This window comes from Clostridium lentum (assembly GCF_014287815.1).
Lineage (GTDB): Bacteria > Bacillota > Clostridia > Clostridiales > Clostridiaceae > Clostridium > Clostridium lentum.
This window is the reverse complement of the sequence record NZ_JACOOQ010000020.1, coordinates 17,688-34,889: the sequence shown is the minus strand read 5'-3', so window position 1 is coordinate 34,889 and position 17,202 is coordinate 17,688. Positions and strand designations below refer to the sequence as shown.

At 30.0% G+C, this 17,202-nt stretch carries 15 protein-coding genes and 7 tRNA genes; all 22 read right to left on the bottom strand.

All coding sequences use genetic code 11. The features are described from left to right. Positions 1-21: 21 nt before the first annotated feature. Positions 22-558 (bottom strand): hypoxanthine phosphoribosyltransferase, encoded by a 537-nt coding sequence (hpt, locus tag H8R92_RS11190; RefSeq protein WP_022211403.1) that lies wholly within the window; start codon positions 556-558, stop codon positions 22-24. A 5-nt stretch (positions 559-563) separates the two neighbouring features. Further along, positions 564-1,958 carry a tRNA lysidine(34) synthetase TilS gene (gene tilS / locus H8R92_RS11185; RefSeq protein WP_022211402.1) on the bottom strand — a complete coding sequence of 465 codons (1,395 nt, stop codon included), beginning with the start codon at positions 1,956-1,958 and terminating at the stop codon, positions 564-566. Positions 1,959-2,071: 113 nt separating this feature from the next. After that, entirely contained in the window at positions 2,072-4,456 is a 2,385-nt protein-coding gene (gene spoIIE / locus H8R92_RS11180; RefSeq protein WP_186835490.1) for a stage II sporulation protein E, read from the bottom strand. A 253-nt stretch (positions 4,457-4,709) separates the two neighbouring features. Continuing rightward, positions 4,710-4,796, bottom strand: a tRNA-Leu gene (locus tag H8R92_RS11175). A 5-nt stretch (positions 4,797-4,801) separates the two neighbouring features. Beyond that, a tRNA-Met gene (locus tag H8R92_RS11170) sits at positions 4,802-4,878 on the bottom strand. 6 nt (positions 4,879-4,884) lie between these two features. Further along, positions 4,885-4,960 (bottom strand) — tRNA-Met (locus tag H8R92_RS11165). A gap of 23 nt (positions 4,961-4,983) precedes the next feature. Then, a tRNA-Leu gene (locus tag H8R92_RS11160) sits at positions 4,984-5,070 on the bottom strand. 5 nt (positions 5,071-5,075) lie between these two features. Then, positions 5,076-5,152, bottom strand: a tRNA-Met gene (locus H8R92_RS11155). A gap of 4 nt (positions 5,153-5,156) precedes the next feature. Further along, positions 5,157-5,232: transfer RNA gene (locus tag H8R92_RS11150), tRNA-Met, on the bottom strand. Between the two features lie 22 nt (positions 5,233-5,254). Next, positions 5,255-5,341: transfer RNA gene (locus tag H8R92_RS11145), tRNA-Leu, on the bottom strand. Positions 5,342-5,564: 223 nt separating this feature from the next. Next, positions 5,565-5,969: a S1 domain-containing RNA-binding protein gene (locus H8R92_RS11140; RefSeq protein ID WP_022211400.1), complete on the bottom strand. Its 405-nt coding sequence runs from the start codon at positions 5,967-5,969 to the stop codon at positions 5,565-5,567. 79 nt (positions 5,970-6,048) lie between these two features. After that, on the bottom strand, positions 6,049-6,324 hold the full coding sequence (locus H8R92_RS11135) for an FtsB family cell division protein (RefSeq protein WP_022211399.1): 276 nt from the start codon (positions 6,322-6,324) through the stop codon (positions 6,049-6,051). A 78-nt stretch (positions 6,325-6,402) separates the two neighbouring features. Next, positions 6,403-6,792, bottom strand: coding sequence for a spore cortex biosynthesis protein YabQ (gene yabQ / locus H8R92_RS11130; RefSeq protein WP_022211398.1), 390 nt, complete (start codon positions 6,790-6,792; stop codon positions 6,403-6,405). A gap of 8 nt (positions 6,793-6,800) precedes the next feature. Beyond that, positions 6,801-7,097 (bottom strand): sporulation protein YabP, encoded by a 297-nt coding sequence (gene yabP / locus H8R92_RS11125; protein WP_022211397.1) that lies wholly within the window; start codon positions 7,095-7,097, stop codon positions 6,801-6,803. Between the two features lie 53 nt (positions 7,098-7,150). Next, positions 7,151-7,411: an RNA-binding S4 domain-containing protein gene (locus tag H8R92_RS11120; protein WP_022211396.1), complete on the bottom strand. Its 261-nt coding sequence runs from the start codon at positions 7,409-7,411 to the stop codon at positions 7,151-7,153. 100 nt (positions 7,412-7,511) lie between these two features. After that, entirely contained in the window at positions 7,512-7,787 is a 276-nt protein-coding gene (locus H8R92_RS11115) for an HU family DNA-binding protein (protein WP_022211395.1), read from the bottom strand. Between the two features lie 232 nt (positions 7,788-8,019). Beyond that, positions 8,020-9,468 (bottom strand): bifunctional methyltransferase/pyrophosphohydrolase YabN, encoded by a 1,449-nt coding sequence (gene yabN, locus H8R92_RS11110; RefSeq protein WP_022211394.1) that lies wholly within the window; start codon positions 9,466-9,468, stop codon positions 8,020-8,022. A gap of 29 nt (positions 9,469-9,497) precedes the next feature. Next, on the bottom strand, positions 9,498-11,033 hold the full coding sequence (locus H8R92_RS11105; protein WP_022211393.1) for a putative polysaccharide biosynthesis protein: 1,536 nt from the start codon (positions 11,031-11,033) through the stop codon (positions 9,498-9,500). A gap of 119 nt (positions 11,034-11,152) precedes the next feature. Next, entirely contained in the window at positions 11,153-11,701 is a 549-nt protein-coding gene (gene spoVT, locus H8R92_RS11100) for a stage V sporulation protein T (RefSeq protein WP_022211392.1), read from the bottom strand. A 238-nt stretch (positions 11,702-11,939) separates the two neighbouring features. After that, positions 11,940-12,992: a peptidylprolyl isomerase gene (locus H8R92_RS11095; protein WP_022211391.1), complete on the bottom strand. Its 1,053-nt coding sequence runs from the start codon at positions 12,990-12,992 to the stop codon at positions 11,940-11,942. A 100-nt stretch (positions 12,993-13,092) separates the two neighbouring features. Continuing rightward, positions 13,093-16,599, bottom strand: a complete 3,507-nt coding sequence (gene mfd, locus H8R92_RS11090; RefSeq protein ID WP_186835487.1) for a transcription-repair coupling factor — start codon at positions 16,597-16,599, stop codon at positions 13,093-13,095. Positions 16,600-16,622: 23 nt separating this feature from the next. After that, complete coding sequence (gene pth / locus H8R92_RS11085; protein ID WP_022211389.1) at positions 16,623-17,198, bottom strand: aminoacyl-tRNA hydrolase; 576 nt, start codon at positions 17,196-17,198, stop codon at positions 16,623-16,625. Positions 17,199-17,202 lie beyond the last annotated feature (4 nt).

Genomic DNA, 17,202 nt, shown 5'->3' with positions numbered 1-17,202 from the left:
CCCCCTTTCATCTAGTACTTTTTAACTATATATTTCTTCTTTTAATATACCTATAAAAGGTAAATTTCTATACTTTTCAGCATAATCTAAACCATATCCTACTAAAAATCCATCTGGTGCTTCAAAACCTATATACTTTACATTAACATTTACAGCTCTTCTAGCAGATTTATTTAATAATGTAACAATTTCTACTGAAGATGCACCTTTACTACTTAAATAAGACATTAAATATTTCAATGTAATGCCGCTATCAACTATATCTTCTACAATCAATACTTCTTTTCCTTCTATACTTCTATCTAAATCCTTAAGTATTTTTACTACGCCACTACTTTTTGATTCCTTTCCATAAGTAGATATTGCCATAAAATCTATTTCACAAGGATTATGTAATCTCTTTAGTAATTCTGATATAAAGACTACTGAACCTTTTAAAACTCCTACAAGCAATAAGTCTTTCCCCTTATAATCCTCGTCAATAATTTTAGCCAATTCTTTAGTTCTTATACTAATCTCCTCTTCACTAAATAAAATTTCCTTAATGCCTTCTTTCATAATACTTATTCCTTCCCTTCAAAAGATATTTTCAGCACTCTCTTAGTACTTTTTGTAATTTTAAAACTTTCAGAAACCTTATACCCAACTATCCAAGCTATTTCATCATCAAAGCATATAAGTGGAATAACGTCTCTTTCCTCTCTAGGAACTTTAAGATTAATAAAGATATCCTTTAGTTTCTTTGTACCCTTTATCCCTAAAGGTTTCATCTTATCTCCATCTTTTCTATTCCTAATTACAATTCTCTCTTCTATCTTATCATAATCAAAAAGTTTTATTAAGGCATTATTGGAAAATTCTACGTTTTTTTCTCTATCTATTACCTCCATTTTAATCATGTAATTTTTAAATTTGATTTCTTCAATTACACTTTCTTTCATAATAGAGACTTCACTTTCTTCTTTAGTGATTTTCATATTATTTTTCTTCTTAAATATAATATCTCCATAAGTATTTTCAGCTATGATACTATTAGTTAAATTTATACTTTTTCCTGTTCCTTTATTATATAAATCAATGACATCATATATATGTTTCATTTCAAAATTTTGATGACTTTTGGATATTTCTTTAAAAGCTCGCTTTATCACTCTCGTTACTATTGCTTCTTTTTCTTTTACAAAAAGATTTTGTTCTATAACTATCTTATGATTTGTGCATTTACAATACTCTTCATAACATTTATTAGACTGCTCTTCAATATATTCATTATCCTTGCTTAATATTAATGCCATCCTATTCAAAGTATCTATAATATCCTTATTAAAGTTTTCTTTCATATAAGGAAGTATATCCAGTCTCACTTTATTTCTGCTATAAATTCTCTCCATGTTACTTTTATCTATTCTTGGCATTAAATGATTTTCTGCACAATAGCTTTCTATCTCACTACGATTTAAACAAAGTATAGGTCTGATTATTCCTCCTTCCCTTACAGCCTTTATACCTACTAATCCTTCTAAACCAGTTCCTCTCATCATACGCATAAGTATTGTTTCTGCTTGATCATTTGCATTATGAGCTACAGCAATTTTATCATATCCGTATTTTTCTTTTATTTTTTGAAATGCCTTATAACGTTCTTCTCTACCAGCCATTTCTAGAGATATACTATTTTCACTGGCTACTTTGTTTATGTCTATTCTCTCTATATAGCAGTCTATTCTTAATTTTTCACAGATATCATTTACATATCTTTCGTCTTTAAGTGCTTCTTCTCCTCTAAGCATATGATTTATATGTATAGCACCTAACTTTATATTTAACTTTTCTTTAAGGCTATACAATATATGTAAAAGACAAACTGAATCTGGACCACCAGACAAAGCTACTAGTATTTTTTCTTCTGCCTTTATCATGTTATTATCTATAATGAAATATTTAACTTTTTTAATCACTTTATATCCCCTACTTTGCTTTATATTTTCATCCTTAATAATACCTTTACATTTTTTTAAAGTAAATATATAAATCTAATATAAAATATTAAAGAAGGGACTAATCCCCTCTTTTAATATAATGAATATAATTTTGATACCACTACTGTCATATCATCCATTACCTTTCCATTACTTAATTCTTTTGCCTTATCTAAGATATCTCTTGATAATTGCTCAGGATTAGTTGTTGCCTTCTCTAAATAAGTCCTCAACCATGAATAATCACCAATATTATTTTTATCTACATCTAAAATTCCATCACTGATGGTTATAACAATATCTCCATGCTTTAACTTCTTTTTCTTCTTCTTGTATTCAATTTCTTCCACAGCTCCAAAAGGTAATGAATTATCACTTATTACCTGAACATCTTCATACCTCTTTATAAACGTTGCCACTGCCCCTGCTTTTATAACTGAAAGTTCTCCGCTATATAAATCAACCATGGACATGTCTAATGTTGTAAATTTTTCATCTTCACTAAATTTCATATTCATAATTGAATTTATAGCTTTTATAGCTATTTCTTCATCATATCCACATTTTATAAATTCATCAATTATATCTATGGCAACACTACTTTCTAACCCTGCATCAGGACCTGATCCCATACCATCACTTAAAGCTATTACATAAATTCCATTTTTATTTTTACCAAAATTAAAACTATCTCCTGAAAATTTTTCTCCATCTTTTGGTATTGATGCCACATATGATAACATATGATACTTAGGACTTTCTTCAATAACCACTGAACACTCATTAGTTTCTGGATTTATCCTGCAACCTTCATCACTTATAGAAAAAGGTACTCTTAAAACTTCCTTTAAAATAGGAAGTATTGCTTTTCCACATATATTTTCTCCATAGCAATTTTCCATAAGCATTTTAATCTTTAACCTGCCCTTTTTATCAGTATAAGAATATATATTCTTATATGCTATATTTTTTCTAGACAGAGCTTTCTTAAGGACTTTATCCAGCTCATAACAATTATCTACATCTCTTGTAAATTCCTTTATTACATCATCCATCGCCTGAGATATGCCAGCAATATTTTCTGCAATAAGTTGTCTTCCTTCACCCATTCTTTCTTTTAAGACTTCATTAACAGTAGTAGTATTATAAAATTCCTCACAACTCTTAATTAAAGTATTACTTTTAACACAATTTTCTTTAAGGTTTTTATTTATCTTTCCTTTTCCTTGTTCGAACATCTCAATGAGTTCTGAAAATTCAAAGAAAGTTTTATTTAATTCCTTTCCCCAACACTTGCTGTTCATTTCACAATTACTACATACTCGATCTGCAAGATTCTCTATCATAGCTGAGCTTTTATCTTTTACTAACAACTTATGATTTCCTGATAATTTATTCATAGATTTAGATAATCTATCTAATATTTTTTTTAAGTTTTCTATTCTTTCTACAAATTCACTCTTAACTCCATCTATCTGTGCTTCATTTATTATCCTATTTTTTTCTTCATTACTTAATTCCTGCAAAATACCCTCTATAAACTTGGCTGGAGTTAACAACATAATCACTGCTGGCACTGCTATTTCCACTGCTCCATATATATTTATTGTTACTGAATATCCTACTATTATTGAACTTACAATTAAATACGCCAAAGCCGAAAATATTTTACCAGTTTCTTTAAACACACCAACAACTAGCCCACAACAACTATATAAACTTATAAAAAGTAATATATTTTTACTGGTTACACCTACGATTATTCCCATGGTTACTCCAATAACTGTTCCTATTGATGCTCCTCCTGCATATGCTATTACTATTATAATAGCCAAAGCTGCGATATTTCTTATACTTACACCGAAGCAAGCAATATTTCCAATCCCTGCAACCATTAAGCATAATACTATGGCCATACTTATCAATTCTTCCATATTAAAAAAATAATTATGCTTTATTTCATCTAAACAACTTATGCCATAATTAACAACATAAAATACTGGTATTATGCTTAAGCTTTCAATTAATGCAAAGGCTATATTAACAGATAAACCTTGACTACCAAAAATACTTTCAATTATTAAGAATTCTACTACACATATTATACATATATTATTAGTCTTAATTCTTCTCCCTGCTTTATCTGCTATATAGAAAATCAATAGTATTGAAATTGCTAAAATAGGATATACATATGAATCAGCATCATTACTATAAACACTTAACCCCCCTATAATCACTCCAAAAAAAGCAATTATAGTCTCTTTACTTCTTCTTTTATTTATAACTGAAATCAAAAATGCCATACCAAAAGGTGTAATAGTCAATCCATCCACCACTCTAAACTTTACCCTACTTAACATAAATCCGCATAATAATATAAGTATAATTTTAGCTGCTGTTAATTTATATTTAGTAATTCTATCTTTTTTACTATCAATTCTCTTATATACCGAAACCCCTGCATCATATTGCATTTCAATCACACCTTTCTTAACAATAACTTAATGATATCATTTACCATTAAATTATTATGTCATTTAGTGTTTTCCAGTATTTTTTTCGTAAGACATTAATTTTCCATTTTCATTTTATCATGCTAGTTTTTTTATTTTATTTCTTTTATATTCATATTTTTTCTTCTTTAAATAAATACTTTTTGTCGTAATTATCTATTTTTTATTATTTTTATGAAAAGAAAAAAGAGACTCAAATAAAATTTGAATCTCTTGGTGCTGAAGACCGGAATCGAACCGGTACGGTATCGCTACCGCAGGATTTTAAGTCCTGTGCGTCTGCCTGTTCCGCCACTTCAGCCTATATGGTAGCGGAAATAGGACTTGAACCTACGACACCTCGGGTATGAACCGAGTGCTCTAGCCAGCTGAGCTATTCCGCCATATTATGGTTGCGGGGGCAGGACTTGAACCTACGACCTTCGGGTTATGAGCCCGACGAGCTGCCAACTGCTCCACCCCGCGATATTGTATAACTAAATTCAACTTGGTGCTGAAGACCGGAATCGAACCGGTACGGTATCGCTACCGCAGGATTTTAAGTCCTGTGCGTCTGCCTGTTCCGCCACTTCAGCCTATATGGTAGCGGAAATAGGACTTGAACCTACGACACCTCGGGTATGAACCGAGTGCTCTAGCCAGCTGAGCTATTCCGCCATGATGGTTGCGGGGGCAGGACTTGAACCTACGACCTTCGGGTTATGAGCCCGACGAGCTGCCAACTGCTCCACCCCGCGATATAAAGTTGAATTTAGTTATTGGTGCTGAAGACCGGAATCGAACCGGTACGGTATCGCTACCGCAGGATTTTAAGTCCTGTGCGTCTGCCTGTTCCGCCACTTCAGCTTATTCTTACTTTTCGTCGCCGCCTGACGACAAAATTAATTATATATTATGTTTTATAACGTGTCAACATTTTTTCGCTATTTTTTTTATTTTTTTGCGACTTTTTATGTAACCCTAATAAAATAGCTATTTGAGAACAATATTTTCCCTATGTTAATAATAAAAACACAGAAAAAATTCTGTGTTCTTATTTATATATTAAATTAAAATATTATATTTCTATCTAAAAACCTTTTTTATTTCTGCTTCTAAATTCTTGATGTTTTTTGAAGTCTTGTTGTCTTTCTTCACTATCTTTTAAGAATCTAGACATTATATCTTCAAATTTTTCTCCAGATTGAGCTTTTTTCTTTTCTTGTTTCCATTCAATTTCCGCTGGCTTTGCTGACTTTTTAACAACATTTGCTTGCTTTATTGATAAGCTTATCTTTCCATTATCATCTATTGATATTACCTTCACCTTAACTTTATCTTGTTCATTAAGATGCTCTCTTATATCTTTTACAAAAGAATCTGCTACTTCAGATATATGAACTAAGCCTGTTTTTCCTTCAATTTCTACAAAAGCTCCAAAATTTGTGATATTTACTACTGTACCTTCTAATATGTTTCCTGCCATTAAGGTCATGTTACAAAGAATCCTCCTTAAATTTTATTAATATATGTTATTAAAATAATAACCTTTTTAATCTTAAATAATACTATTCTTAAGGCTCTAAACTTTCTATAACTTGCTCACCATCTTTGATTAACCCTAATCTTTCTCTAGCAAGCTTTTCTATATACTCATGATTAGATTGAGCACTTTCAACTTCGGCTTGTAACTTTTCATTTTCTTCTTTTAGCTGATTTAAATTTTGCCTTTCCACTGAAAGATTTTCTTTAATTCTTTTTAGAGCAACTCCTTGTCTAATCAGACTAAATATAAATACAGCAAAAATCACAATTATAATTACTTTATTTAATGTAAGCCTCTTTTTCATAAAATAGTACCTTCTTTTATATAATATAAATATATTTTAAACATTCTAACTACTTTATTCAAGTAATTTTTTGAGTATTTATCTTTTTCCTGTAATAAAAGAAAAAATCAGTTTTGCAGCATAGCATACATTATTTAGCAATACTCTTACTACTTTTGAAATAAAATCAAATATAGACCTTTCAATAGAAATAAATGTTGGACTAATAAACTTCATATAAATAAATATTGCCAAAATTATAAATATATACACATATGCTCCCAAAAAAGCATAATCAGTATATAACAAAAATGTAAATACTATCATTGCTGCTAAAATACTAAACAATATATCTTCAATAACAAGGATAGGTTTTGGTACCTTGCTTCCTCTAATAATTCTATATAAATCAAACATTCCGCCTGTTAATAATCCTGATAAAAACGAATATACTATTATACTAAATTGAATATTTATTGGTAATGGCATGCTCTCACCTATTTAAATAGCCTTCCAATTATACTTTCTTTTTCTTTCTTAATCTCCTTGCTACTATATATCATTGCACTTATTTCTCCCACAATGATCACATCACCATTTTGTACATCTAGTTTATTCATTTTTAATCCTAAACCTTTTATCGTTAAAGGACCTAATTTAGTATTTAGCATTATTTTTTCTTCATCAAAGCTTATTACTTCAACTATTCCAGTCATAGTAAGTTTTTTTCTACATTCTAAAATTAAGTTTCCTCTATTATCTTCTAACTTACTATTTTCAACCTTTTTCTCCATTATCTACTCCCCCATATATTCCTTATTTAAAATATATGAAAGTAGCCTATAATTTATTCTTTATCTTCTTCCCCTTCAATTATTATATACATTTCTTTGGCTTCTTCTTTTCTAACATGCTCAGCTATATTAACTATCTTAGCTTTAAGCTTTCTTGTAGCAAAAGTAATTTCAATTATATCCCCTTCTTTAACATCTGTAGATGGTTTTGCTACCTTATCATTTATAGCAACTCTTCCATTTTCACATGCTTCCTTAGCTATAGTTCTTCTTTTAATTATTCTAGATACTTTTAAGTACTTATCTAATCTCATTTTCTCTTCCTCCAAACACTTCTTTGTAATATTTATTTTATTATATTTTTTCTATATATTAAAATAAAAACCCGAGAAAAACTCGGGTTCTTATAAAAAATTATTTGTTTACTCTATCTTTAAATTCTTTACCTGCTTTGAATACTGGAACTGTTGATGCAGGAATAGTGATAGTTTCCTTAGTTCTTGGGTTTCTACCTTCTCTAGCAGCTCTTTCTCTTGTTTCGAAAGTACCAAATCCTATTAATTGAACTTTTTCACCACTTTCTAAAGCTTCTTGAACTGAATCAATAAATGCCTTTAATGCACTTTCTGCATCTTTTTTAGTTAATTGGCTTTTTTCAGCCATGCTAGTAATTAATTCTGCTTTATTCACAATTACATCCTCCTTAAATAAACAGCTATTTTTTATTGTAGTTAACTGTTATACCTATGTACTATAACTACATTACCTTATTATATAACCACTTTTAACACTAGTCTATAGCAATACAGCTATTTTTCTATAAAAATGTAGCTATCACAACATTTTCATGTAGCATAGTTCAATAATCTACTTTAAATTAAATATTCTCCATAAATCTTGAAATTCCTTTTAACAAACAGTATTATTCATTATTTTTAGCTTCATCCCAAAATTTATTTAGTTCATCAATAGACACGTCCTTCATAGATTTATTATTCTGCAATACTTTATCTTCTACGTATTTAAACCTTATTGCAAATTTTTTGCTTGCTTTATTTAAGGCTTCCTCTTCATCTACCTTCAATAATCTAGCTAAATTTACACATGCAAACAGTAAATCACCAACTTCATCTATTATTCTTTCCATATTATTAGAATTATATTCAGTTAATATTTCGTTTAATTCCTCTTGAACTTTAGCTGCTGCTTCTAATGTATTTTCAAAATCAAACCCAACTCTTGCTGCCTTCTTTTGTACTTTATGTGCTTTTAATAAAGCTGGCAAAGCATTGGCTATAGCATCTATCTCTTCTGATATAGTATTAAACTTCTTTTCCTTACTCTTTATATCATCCCAGTTTTTAAGCACCTCTTCACTTGTATCTGCAGTTTCATCACCAAACACATGTGGATGTCTATATATCATCTTGCTACATATTCCATCCACTACGTCAGATAGATTAAAGTAGCCATCTTCCTCTCCAATTACAGCATGGAAAATTACATGAAGAAGTACATCACCTAGTTCTTCTATTAATAAGTCTATGTCATCTTTTTCAATGGCATCCATCACTTCATAACACTCTTCTAATAATTGATTTTTAATGCTCTCATGAGTTTGCTCTCTATCCCATGGACAACCTTCTTCACTTCTTAATGTTCTTATTAAGTTTACAAGATCATATACATCTTTCTTATTCTCAAGATTTTTAGGAATATATACAGACGTAAGATAATCTATATCTTCTTGCATATCCAGCTCATATAGCAGTATCTTTCTTACACTTTCCTCACCCTTTATCCCTGCTGCTCTTACATAATAAATTTCTGTATCATCATTATAATACTCTAAAAGTTCTAACTTTACTTCTGACGCAATTAAAGGATTATATACCTGTGTTATAATTGTCCCTATTCTTTTATCAAGAACCTGATTTTTAATATCAAATGCATCAATAACCTTTAATCCTTCTATTGGATCAATCTTAAGAACATCCATCATTGCATCAATAAAGCTTACTGCTGGCAATATTTCATATGTTATATTATTTTCATCACAAAGCTTCATTAAGTTAAATACAGATCTTTCTGCTACAAGAGGATGCCCTGGAACAGCATATACAAGTTCCCCTTTTTCTTGATAATTGCTAATTAAATCCTTTGCAATCTTTTCATAAACTTCGTCAAAACTATCACTTGTTTCATAATAGTTATCACAAGTGTTAAAATCCTTTAGTTTTCCCTTTAAATAATCAACGGTAGGATGCTTTTCTGTTCTAAAGAAAAGATTGTCACTATCTTCTAATGCTTTAATTGCTCCATATGTTAACGCTTCTGGAGCTCCTGGACCAAGACCTACTATCTTTATCATAAACTTTTCTCCTTTTGTATTTCTTTTAATTATTTTTTTACTAACCTGCCTTTTATATCTTCTAAACGAAAGACTTTCAAAAGCATAATTGCTATCATATATATAATAATACCCACAAATATTGCTAATAAGCAAGAAATACTATCACTTTCTATGGACTTCATCACTTTCACATAAGTCATTACTACGCCTGCAGACATAGCAAGTGCTGCTGCAAGAGGTTTAAAAAAACAATTATAGTAATCTATAGTTACCTTAAGCTTACCTTTTAAAGATATCATATTAAGCATTGCCACAGTTATATATGCCCCTATACTTGCTATGACTGCTCCATATATATTTATCTTAGGTATCGGTACTAAATACCATGTTAATAGCACCTTTACTAAGCACCCTATAAATAAGTTTATAACAGGTCTTATATAATGATTTGATGCTTGCAATACAGATGTAGATGTTTGAGTAATTATTATGAATGGTATGGAAAGTGAAAGGTATCTTAATATTTCTATTCCTTGATAATTCTTAAAGAAAATTAATTTCATGATAGGTTCTGCCAAAAAGAATAATCCTAAAGTGCTTGGAAAAGCTATCACCGTTGACAGCTTCATAGACATATTTATCTTACTTTCCATGCTCTTCTTTTTATTTAATATAAAGCTTTCAGCAATGATTGGTATTAATGAAGTACCAATTGCCATAGATATTGTTAATGGTATATTTACCAAAACTGATGCTTTACCTGTAAGTTGTCCATAAAGTATGGTTGCATTAGCTTCGCTTATACCACTTAATAAAAGTTTTTGCGGCACAAGTATTGAATCTATCAAGCTCATTATAGTTCCCACTGTAGTTCCAATAGAAATTGGAATAGCTATTTGAAGTATTTTATTTAATACTTCTGGATTACTCTTAACTTTCTTTATTCCATTTTCCTTTCTTACTTCAGAATATTTAATATATAAATATGCTAATGCTAATATGCCTCCACCTGCAGCCCCAAGTGAAGCACCTCCTGCTGAATATTCAATACCCTTTGGTAAAAGAATTATTGCCATCCCTACCCCTACTATAACTCGTCCCATTTGTTCTAATATTTGTGAAACTCCCGTATGTGTCATGTTCTGCATACCTTGAAAAAATCCTCTGAACACATTTACAAATGATATCATCATAGGTGCAAAAGAAATAGCTATTAATGAATAGTATGATTTAGAATTCCATTTAAGAAATGATATTATAGGTTTTGCTAAGAAAAATAATAATAAAGATGTGCCTATACCTAGTGTTGCCATTAAATAAACTGATTCTTTAACAACTTCATAGCTTCCTTCAATATCTCCCACAGCATTTTTTTCAGAAATCATTTTAGAAATTGCAATGGGTACTCCTGAAGCCATCGCTACAAAAAACATATATAAAGGATATGATAATTGATAATATCCAATTCCAGTATCGCCTATAAGCATTATTAACGGCCATCTAAAAAAGAAGCCTAAAAATTTCGCAATAATTCCAGCTAGTCCAAGAATTATGCTTCCTTTAATCAAAGATTGCTTCTTCATATTTAATACCTCCAAACTTATATTACTAATTAATTCTTATTTCAAGCCTAGAGGTATTATGCCTTTTATTTTTTCTTTTCCTCCTTTCACCGCAAGTTTTCTTTGTATGTTAATTACTTTTATTGTTCCATTTGTTTTCCTAAAAAAGCTGCTGCTGTTTCTGCAAGTTTCAATTCTATCTCGCTGAATTTCTCTCCAGGAGTTTTAGAAAGTATCATTACTGCACCAATAGCATCACCTTCAGCTATGATAGGTGCTATAACTTGATTGCTATACTCTCCTACATCTTCATCGTTATGTAAAGGTATTGTCTTACCTTCTTCAACAATTAAAGTGGCTTTTCTCCCATCCATAATTCCTTCTAATTCATTACTTATTTTTCTTTCTATATAATCTTTCTTTGATGCACCACTTACTGAAACAAAAGCATCTTTATCTGCTATTAATATTATATGTCCAATTGCTTGCTGTAAGCTTTCTGCATATTCTTTTGAGAAATCAGTTAATTCACCAATTGGAGAATATTTCTTTAATATTACTCCACCTTCTCTATCTGTAAAAATTTCTAAAGGATCTCCTTCTCTTATCCTTAAAGTTCTTCTTATTTCCTTTGGTATTACTACTCTTCCTAAATCATCAATACGTCTTACAATTCCAGTGGCTTTCATTTCTACGAGCTACCTCCCTTTTTCATTTGACTAGTATTTACGCTATTATTATTTGGAGTATTAGAAATTTTATGCACTTATACCCATTATTTATAATGGGTAGTCTAGAGAGGGTTTAATTCTAACCTATTCCAACATATTTAAATTCTGAATTCTCAGTAATGAATAATAAATTCAAGAAATTTTTATCTATATTTATTCAAAAAAATAGTGCAGGAAACTACTCCTGCACTACTAATTATGAAAGCTTATCTTCATAAGTTTTAACTTTTAATTCTTTTTTCCACTCTTCTAATTTAGTATTATAAACTTCTTTCTTCTTTTCAGTTAATAGCTTTTCTTTAATGCTGTCTTTAACTTCATCAAAACTTTTAACTGTTGATTCTTTCACAACATTTGTAGCTTTTATTATATGATACCCAAAAGAACTTTTAACTGGAGCTGAAATTTCACCTTCTCCAAGTTTTTCAAGTCCTGCTAGGAAATCTGTATCATAACCAGATTTATCATATTCAACTGTTCCTAAACTTTCTGATATAGGATATACTCCTGCTGCTTTATTTCCTGAGTATTTTTCAAATAATGCATCAAAAGTAACTTCACCTGAATCAATTTTAGCTTTTGCTTCATTAGCTTGAGCTAGAGCTTCAGCATCTGCTGCCTCCTTATCTTCATTATTAGACTTAAATAATATATGGTTTGCTGTAGCAGATGGTTTTGTTGTGTAATTAGCTATATTAGTATTATAGTATTTTTCCACTTCTTCATCAGATATAGTAACATCTTTAGTCATATATTCTGTTACTATTTCACTAATTACTTGAGTTTTCATAAATTCTTTGAAAGTTTCATCAGTATATCCATAATACTCTAAAGCTGATTTGAATGCTTCCTCTCCACCATAAACACCTTTTAATTCTTCTGTTTTCTCACTTATTTTACTTTCTAATTCTTCATCTGAAGGAATTAAATTTAGTGCTTTTGCTTTTTGAGACATTATCTGTTCATTAACTAATTGATTTAAAACTTGAGTTCTTACAGTCTTTAATTGCTCTTTTAAAGAGTCAGGTATAGATGATTCATAATCTTGCCCATAAGTTTGTTTTAAATTGTCTATATCAGCCTTTAACTCTGAATCAACATCTCCAAGTGTTATATTAGTATCTCCAACTTTAGCTAATACAGTCTTAGCTTTTGATTCAGCTGTTTGTTCTATCATATTGCAGCCTACAACTGATAATGACATAACAGATACCATAGCTGCTGCTACTAATTTCTTTACTTTTCCCAAAGTTACTCCCTCACTTTACATCTTTTTTAAGTATCTACGTCTAAGTATAACAGTATTATTGCTTTTATTCAATTTTTATAGTGTATTTTTTTTGTGAATTTTAACTTATATCTTCTAATAATTTTTTATAATATTCTAATGCGGCTTCTTTCTTTATATTATCTAACTTTATTGCAAATGATGGCGTTTCTCCAAAGTACAATATCACATCATCTTTATATTGCTTCAATAAAACACTATATATACCTTCGAAGCCTTTATATCCCTTAACAAATTTAAACCTTAACTCTTTAGCAATTTCCTTTATATCTTCAATATATAAGCCTTTACATAGGCTCTTGATATATGCTATATCCATCAAGTTATACACTGAATCAGGAATATTTGAATATCTATCTTCTAATTCACTCTTTATTTCCATAAAATCATTGATATCTTCAATGGCGGCAATCTTTTTATAAACTTCTATCTTTTGAATTTCATCAGTTATATATGATGATGGTATAAATGCATCCACCTTCATATCTACTGATGTTTCTATAGGTTCATTTTCAATTTCACCCTTTACTAATTTTACGGTGTCTTCTAACATTCTACAATATAAATCATAGCCAATACTCGCCATATGCCCATGTTGAGATGACCCCATCATATTTCCAGCTCCTCTTATTTCTAAGTCTCTCATGGCAATTTTGAATCCTGATCCAAGTTCAGTAAAATCCTTTAATGCTTTTAGTCTTTTTTCAGCTACTTCTGTAAGTATCTTGTCCTTAGTATAAATAAAGTAAGTATACGCTACCCTATTACTTCTTCCAACTCTTCCTCTTAATTGATAAAGCTGCGAAAGTCCCATCTTATCTGCATCATGCACAATCATTGTATTAACATTTGATATATCAATACCAGTTTCAATAATTGTAGTGCATACTAAAACATCATATTCCTTATTCATAAAGGCTATCATCTCAGTTTCTAACTCTTTTTCTGTCATTTTACCATGCATAATCCCAACCTTACATTCAGGTACAAGATCTCTAATATAGTTAGCCATACTATCAATGTTCTGCACTCTATTATATACAAAATAAACTTGACCATCCCTACTTATTTCTCTAAGTATGGCATCTCTTATAAGCTGATCATTTTGTTCCACAACATACGTCTGAATAGGATATCTATCTTCTGGTGGTGTTTCAATTACTGATATATCACGCACTCCTGTAAGGGACATATGAAGTGTTCTTGGAATAGGAGTTGCACTTAATGTAAGTACGTCCACATTTTTTTTCATACCTTTTATTTTTTCTTTTTGAGAAACACCAAACCTTTGCTCTTCATCAACAACTAGTAATCCTAAATCCTTAAATACAATATCTTTTGATACAAGCCTATGAGTTCCTATCAATATATCAACATTACCTTCCTTTAAAGCTTGAAGTGTTGCCTTTTGTTGCTTTGGTGTCCTAAACCTGCTTATCATATCTATTTTTATAGGAAAATCAGAAAATCTTTTAATAAAATTATTATAATGCTGCTCTGCTAGAATAGTGGTTGGCACTAAGAAAGCAACCTGTTTTCCATCCATTACAGCTTTAAAAGCAGCTCTTATGGCAACTTCCGTCTTACCGTATCCAACATCTCCGCAAAGCAATCTATCCATTGGTTTATCTGATTCCATATCACTTTTTATTTCTTCTAATGATGCTAATTGATCTGGTGTTTCTTCATATGGAAACTCATCTTCAAACTGTCTCTGCCACTCAGTATCTTTTCCAAAGCTATGGCCTTTAAGCGTTGCTCTTGCTGCATAAAGTTTCACTAAATCCTGAGCAATTTCATTGATAGATTTTCTTGCCTTTGCTTTTGCCTTTTGCCATTCTGCTCCACCTAACTTATTAATCTTTGGTGAATTTCCTTCACTACCAATATATTTTTGTACTAAATCAAGCTGATCTACTGGAACATATAACTTATCGCCTTTATCATAAACAATATCTAGATAATCTCTAGTGGTTCCACCAGCTACCATTTGCTTAATTCCCTTATATATACCAATTCCATGGTTTGCATGAACTACATAATCACCAGGTTTTAACTCTGCAAAACTAGTTATTTTAGCAACACCTTTTCTTTTTACTGCCTTGCCAGAATGTTTTCTTCTTGTCTCACCAAAAATATCTTTATCAGAAATAATACTAAGTTCTAATTCTGGATAATCAAATCCTCTTATAAGATTACCAAAAGTAATTACTACTTCTCCAGCTTCAATTTTATCTATTGAATCTTTATATGTGCTGGAAATCCCTTTTTCCATAAGGGTTTTCACTAACCTTTCGCCTCTTGGTCTTGTTCCTGCAAGTATGACAGTTTTATATTTCTTTTCCTTACGCTCCTCAATATCTTCAATAAGTAAATTTAACTGTCCATTATATTTATTTAATGTAATTTCCTCAAAACCAATATCTACAGTATTAAATAAATTGTCACTTTTATTTAAGAATGAACTTAATGTTATAAGGCTACTATTTTCTAATTTAGATTCCAGTTCTCCTTTATTTAATAAAAGATTATTTTGTAGTGGAAGTATGTCTCCTCTTTGCAGGAATGATATATAATTTTCATTGAATTCATAATAAATACTATCCATTTTTCCTAAGCTTCTTTTAAAATCATCTACTATAAAAGTATATCCATCTAAATAATCAAAGAAACTATCTAATTTTTCATAGAAAAATGGTAAATAACTATCAATGGTTTCAAAATAATAAGTATTATTTAGTAACTCAATATTTTTTCCTACTATTCCCTTTATTTTTTCTACACTTTCTTTATTTAAATTAGATACATTAGCAACTATATTTTTTAATTCTTCATTAATAGTTTGCACTGCCCTATTTCTACCTTCATCATCTACAATAACCTCTTTAGAAGGGAAAATACTAAATTCCTTTACCTTTTCAATACTTCTTTGGGATTCTGTATTAAATGTCCTTATTGAATCTACTTCATCACCGAACAATTCAACTCTATATGGGTATGCTGATGTAGGAGGGAATACATCAAGTATCCCTCCTCTAAATGAGAATTCACCTTTTCCTTCAACAACTTCTACTCTTTCATAGCCACACTGAAGAAGACTTTTAGATATTTCTTTTAAATCAACATTATCTCCCGTCTTTATTATCATACTATATCTTAAATAATACTCTTTAGGAGTATATAAAGATGTAAGTGAATCTATAGAAGTAACTATTATTTTCTTTCTTTCGTTTTGTAATATTTCCTTTATTACCTTTAGCCTTGCCCATCTTAAATCTCCTGAAATAGCATCTACATTATAAAATACTACTTCTCTCACTGGAAAATAAAAAACATCCGTTGTATAAAAACTTAAATCTTCATATAAATTTTTGGCATCTACATCACTATGAGTTACTATCACCATAGAATTATCATTCTCTTCAAATATTCCATTTATAATGTAGCTTTTACCTGATTCCGATATGCCATATATATTTATAGGGAATGTTTTTTCTGAAATTTTCTCAGTTATTGATTTAAATTTCATATTATCCTTTAAGGGCTGCATTACCCCCTGTAATCTCATTTATACACACCTTCCTTAAAAGTTTAAACACACTTTAAAGCATCAAATCCGTTACACTTATTCATTGCTTCCTTAGTATCTTTATCTATCATTATTTCCACAGCTTCTGTTACTGCCCTTAATGTCTTATCTAAAACTTCATTTTCCTCTTTAGAAAATTTCCCTAAAACATGCGAAACTAAATCTCCTTTTGGTGCTCCCACACCAATTTTAACTCTTGGAAATACATCTGTTGCCAAATTAGCTATAATGCTCTTTATCCCATTATGTCCTCCATGACTTCCTTTCTCTCTTACCCTAAGCCTTCCAATAGCTAAACTTATATCATCATATAAGACAATAATTTCTTCATTAGAAAGCTTATAAAAATTAGCTACCTCCCTTATACTATCTCCACTTAAATTCATATATGTAGTTGGTTTTAATAAAATTACCTTTTTACCTTGAATAAATCCTTCACCAAAAACACCTTTAAATTTTTCCCTATTTAATTCTATATTATACTTATCACTTAAATAATCTATGGCTTCAAATCCTATATTATGTCTTGTTCCCTCATATTCTTTACCTGGATTTCCCAATCCTACTACTAAATACATTCTG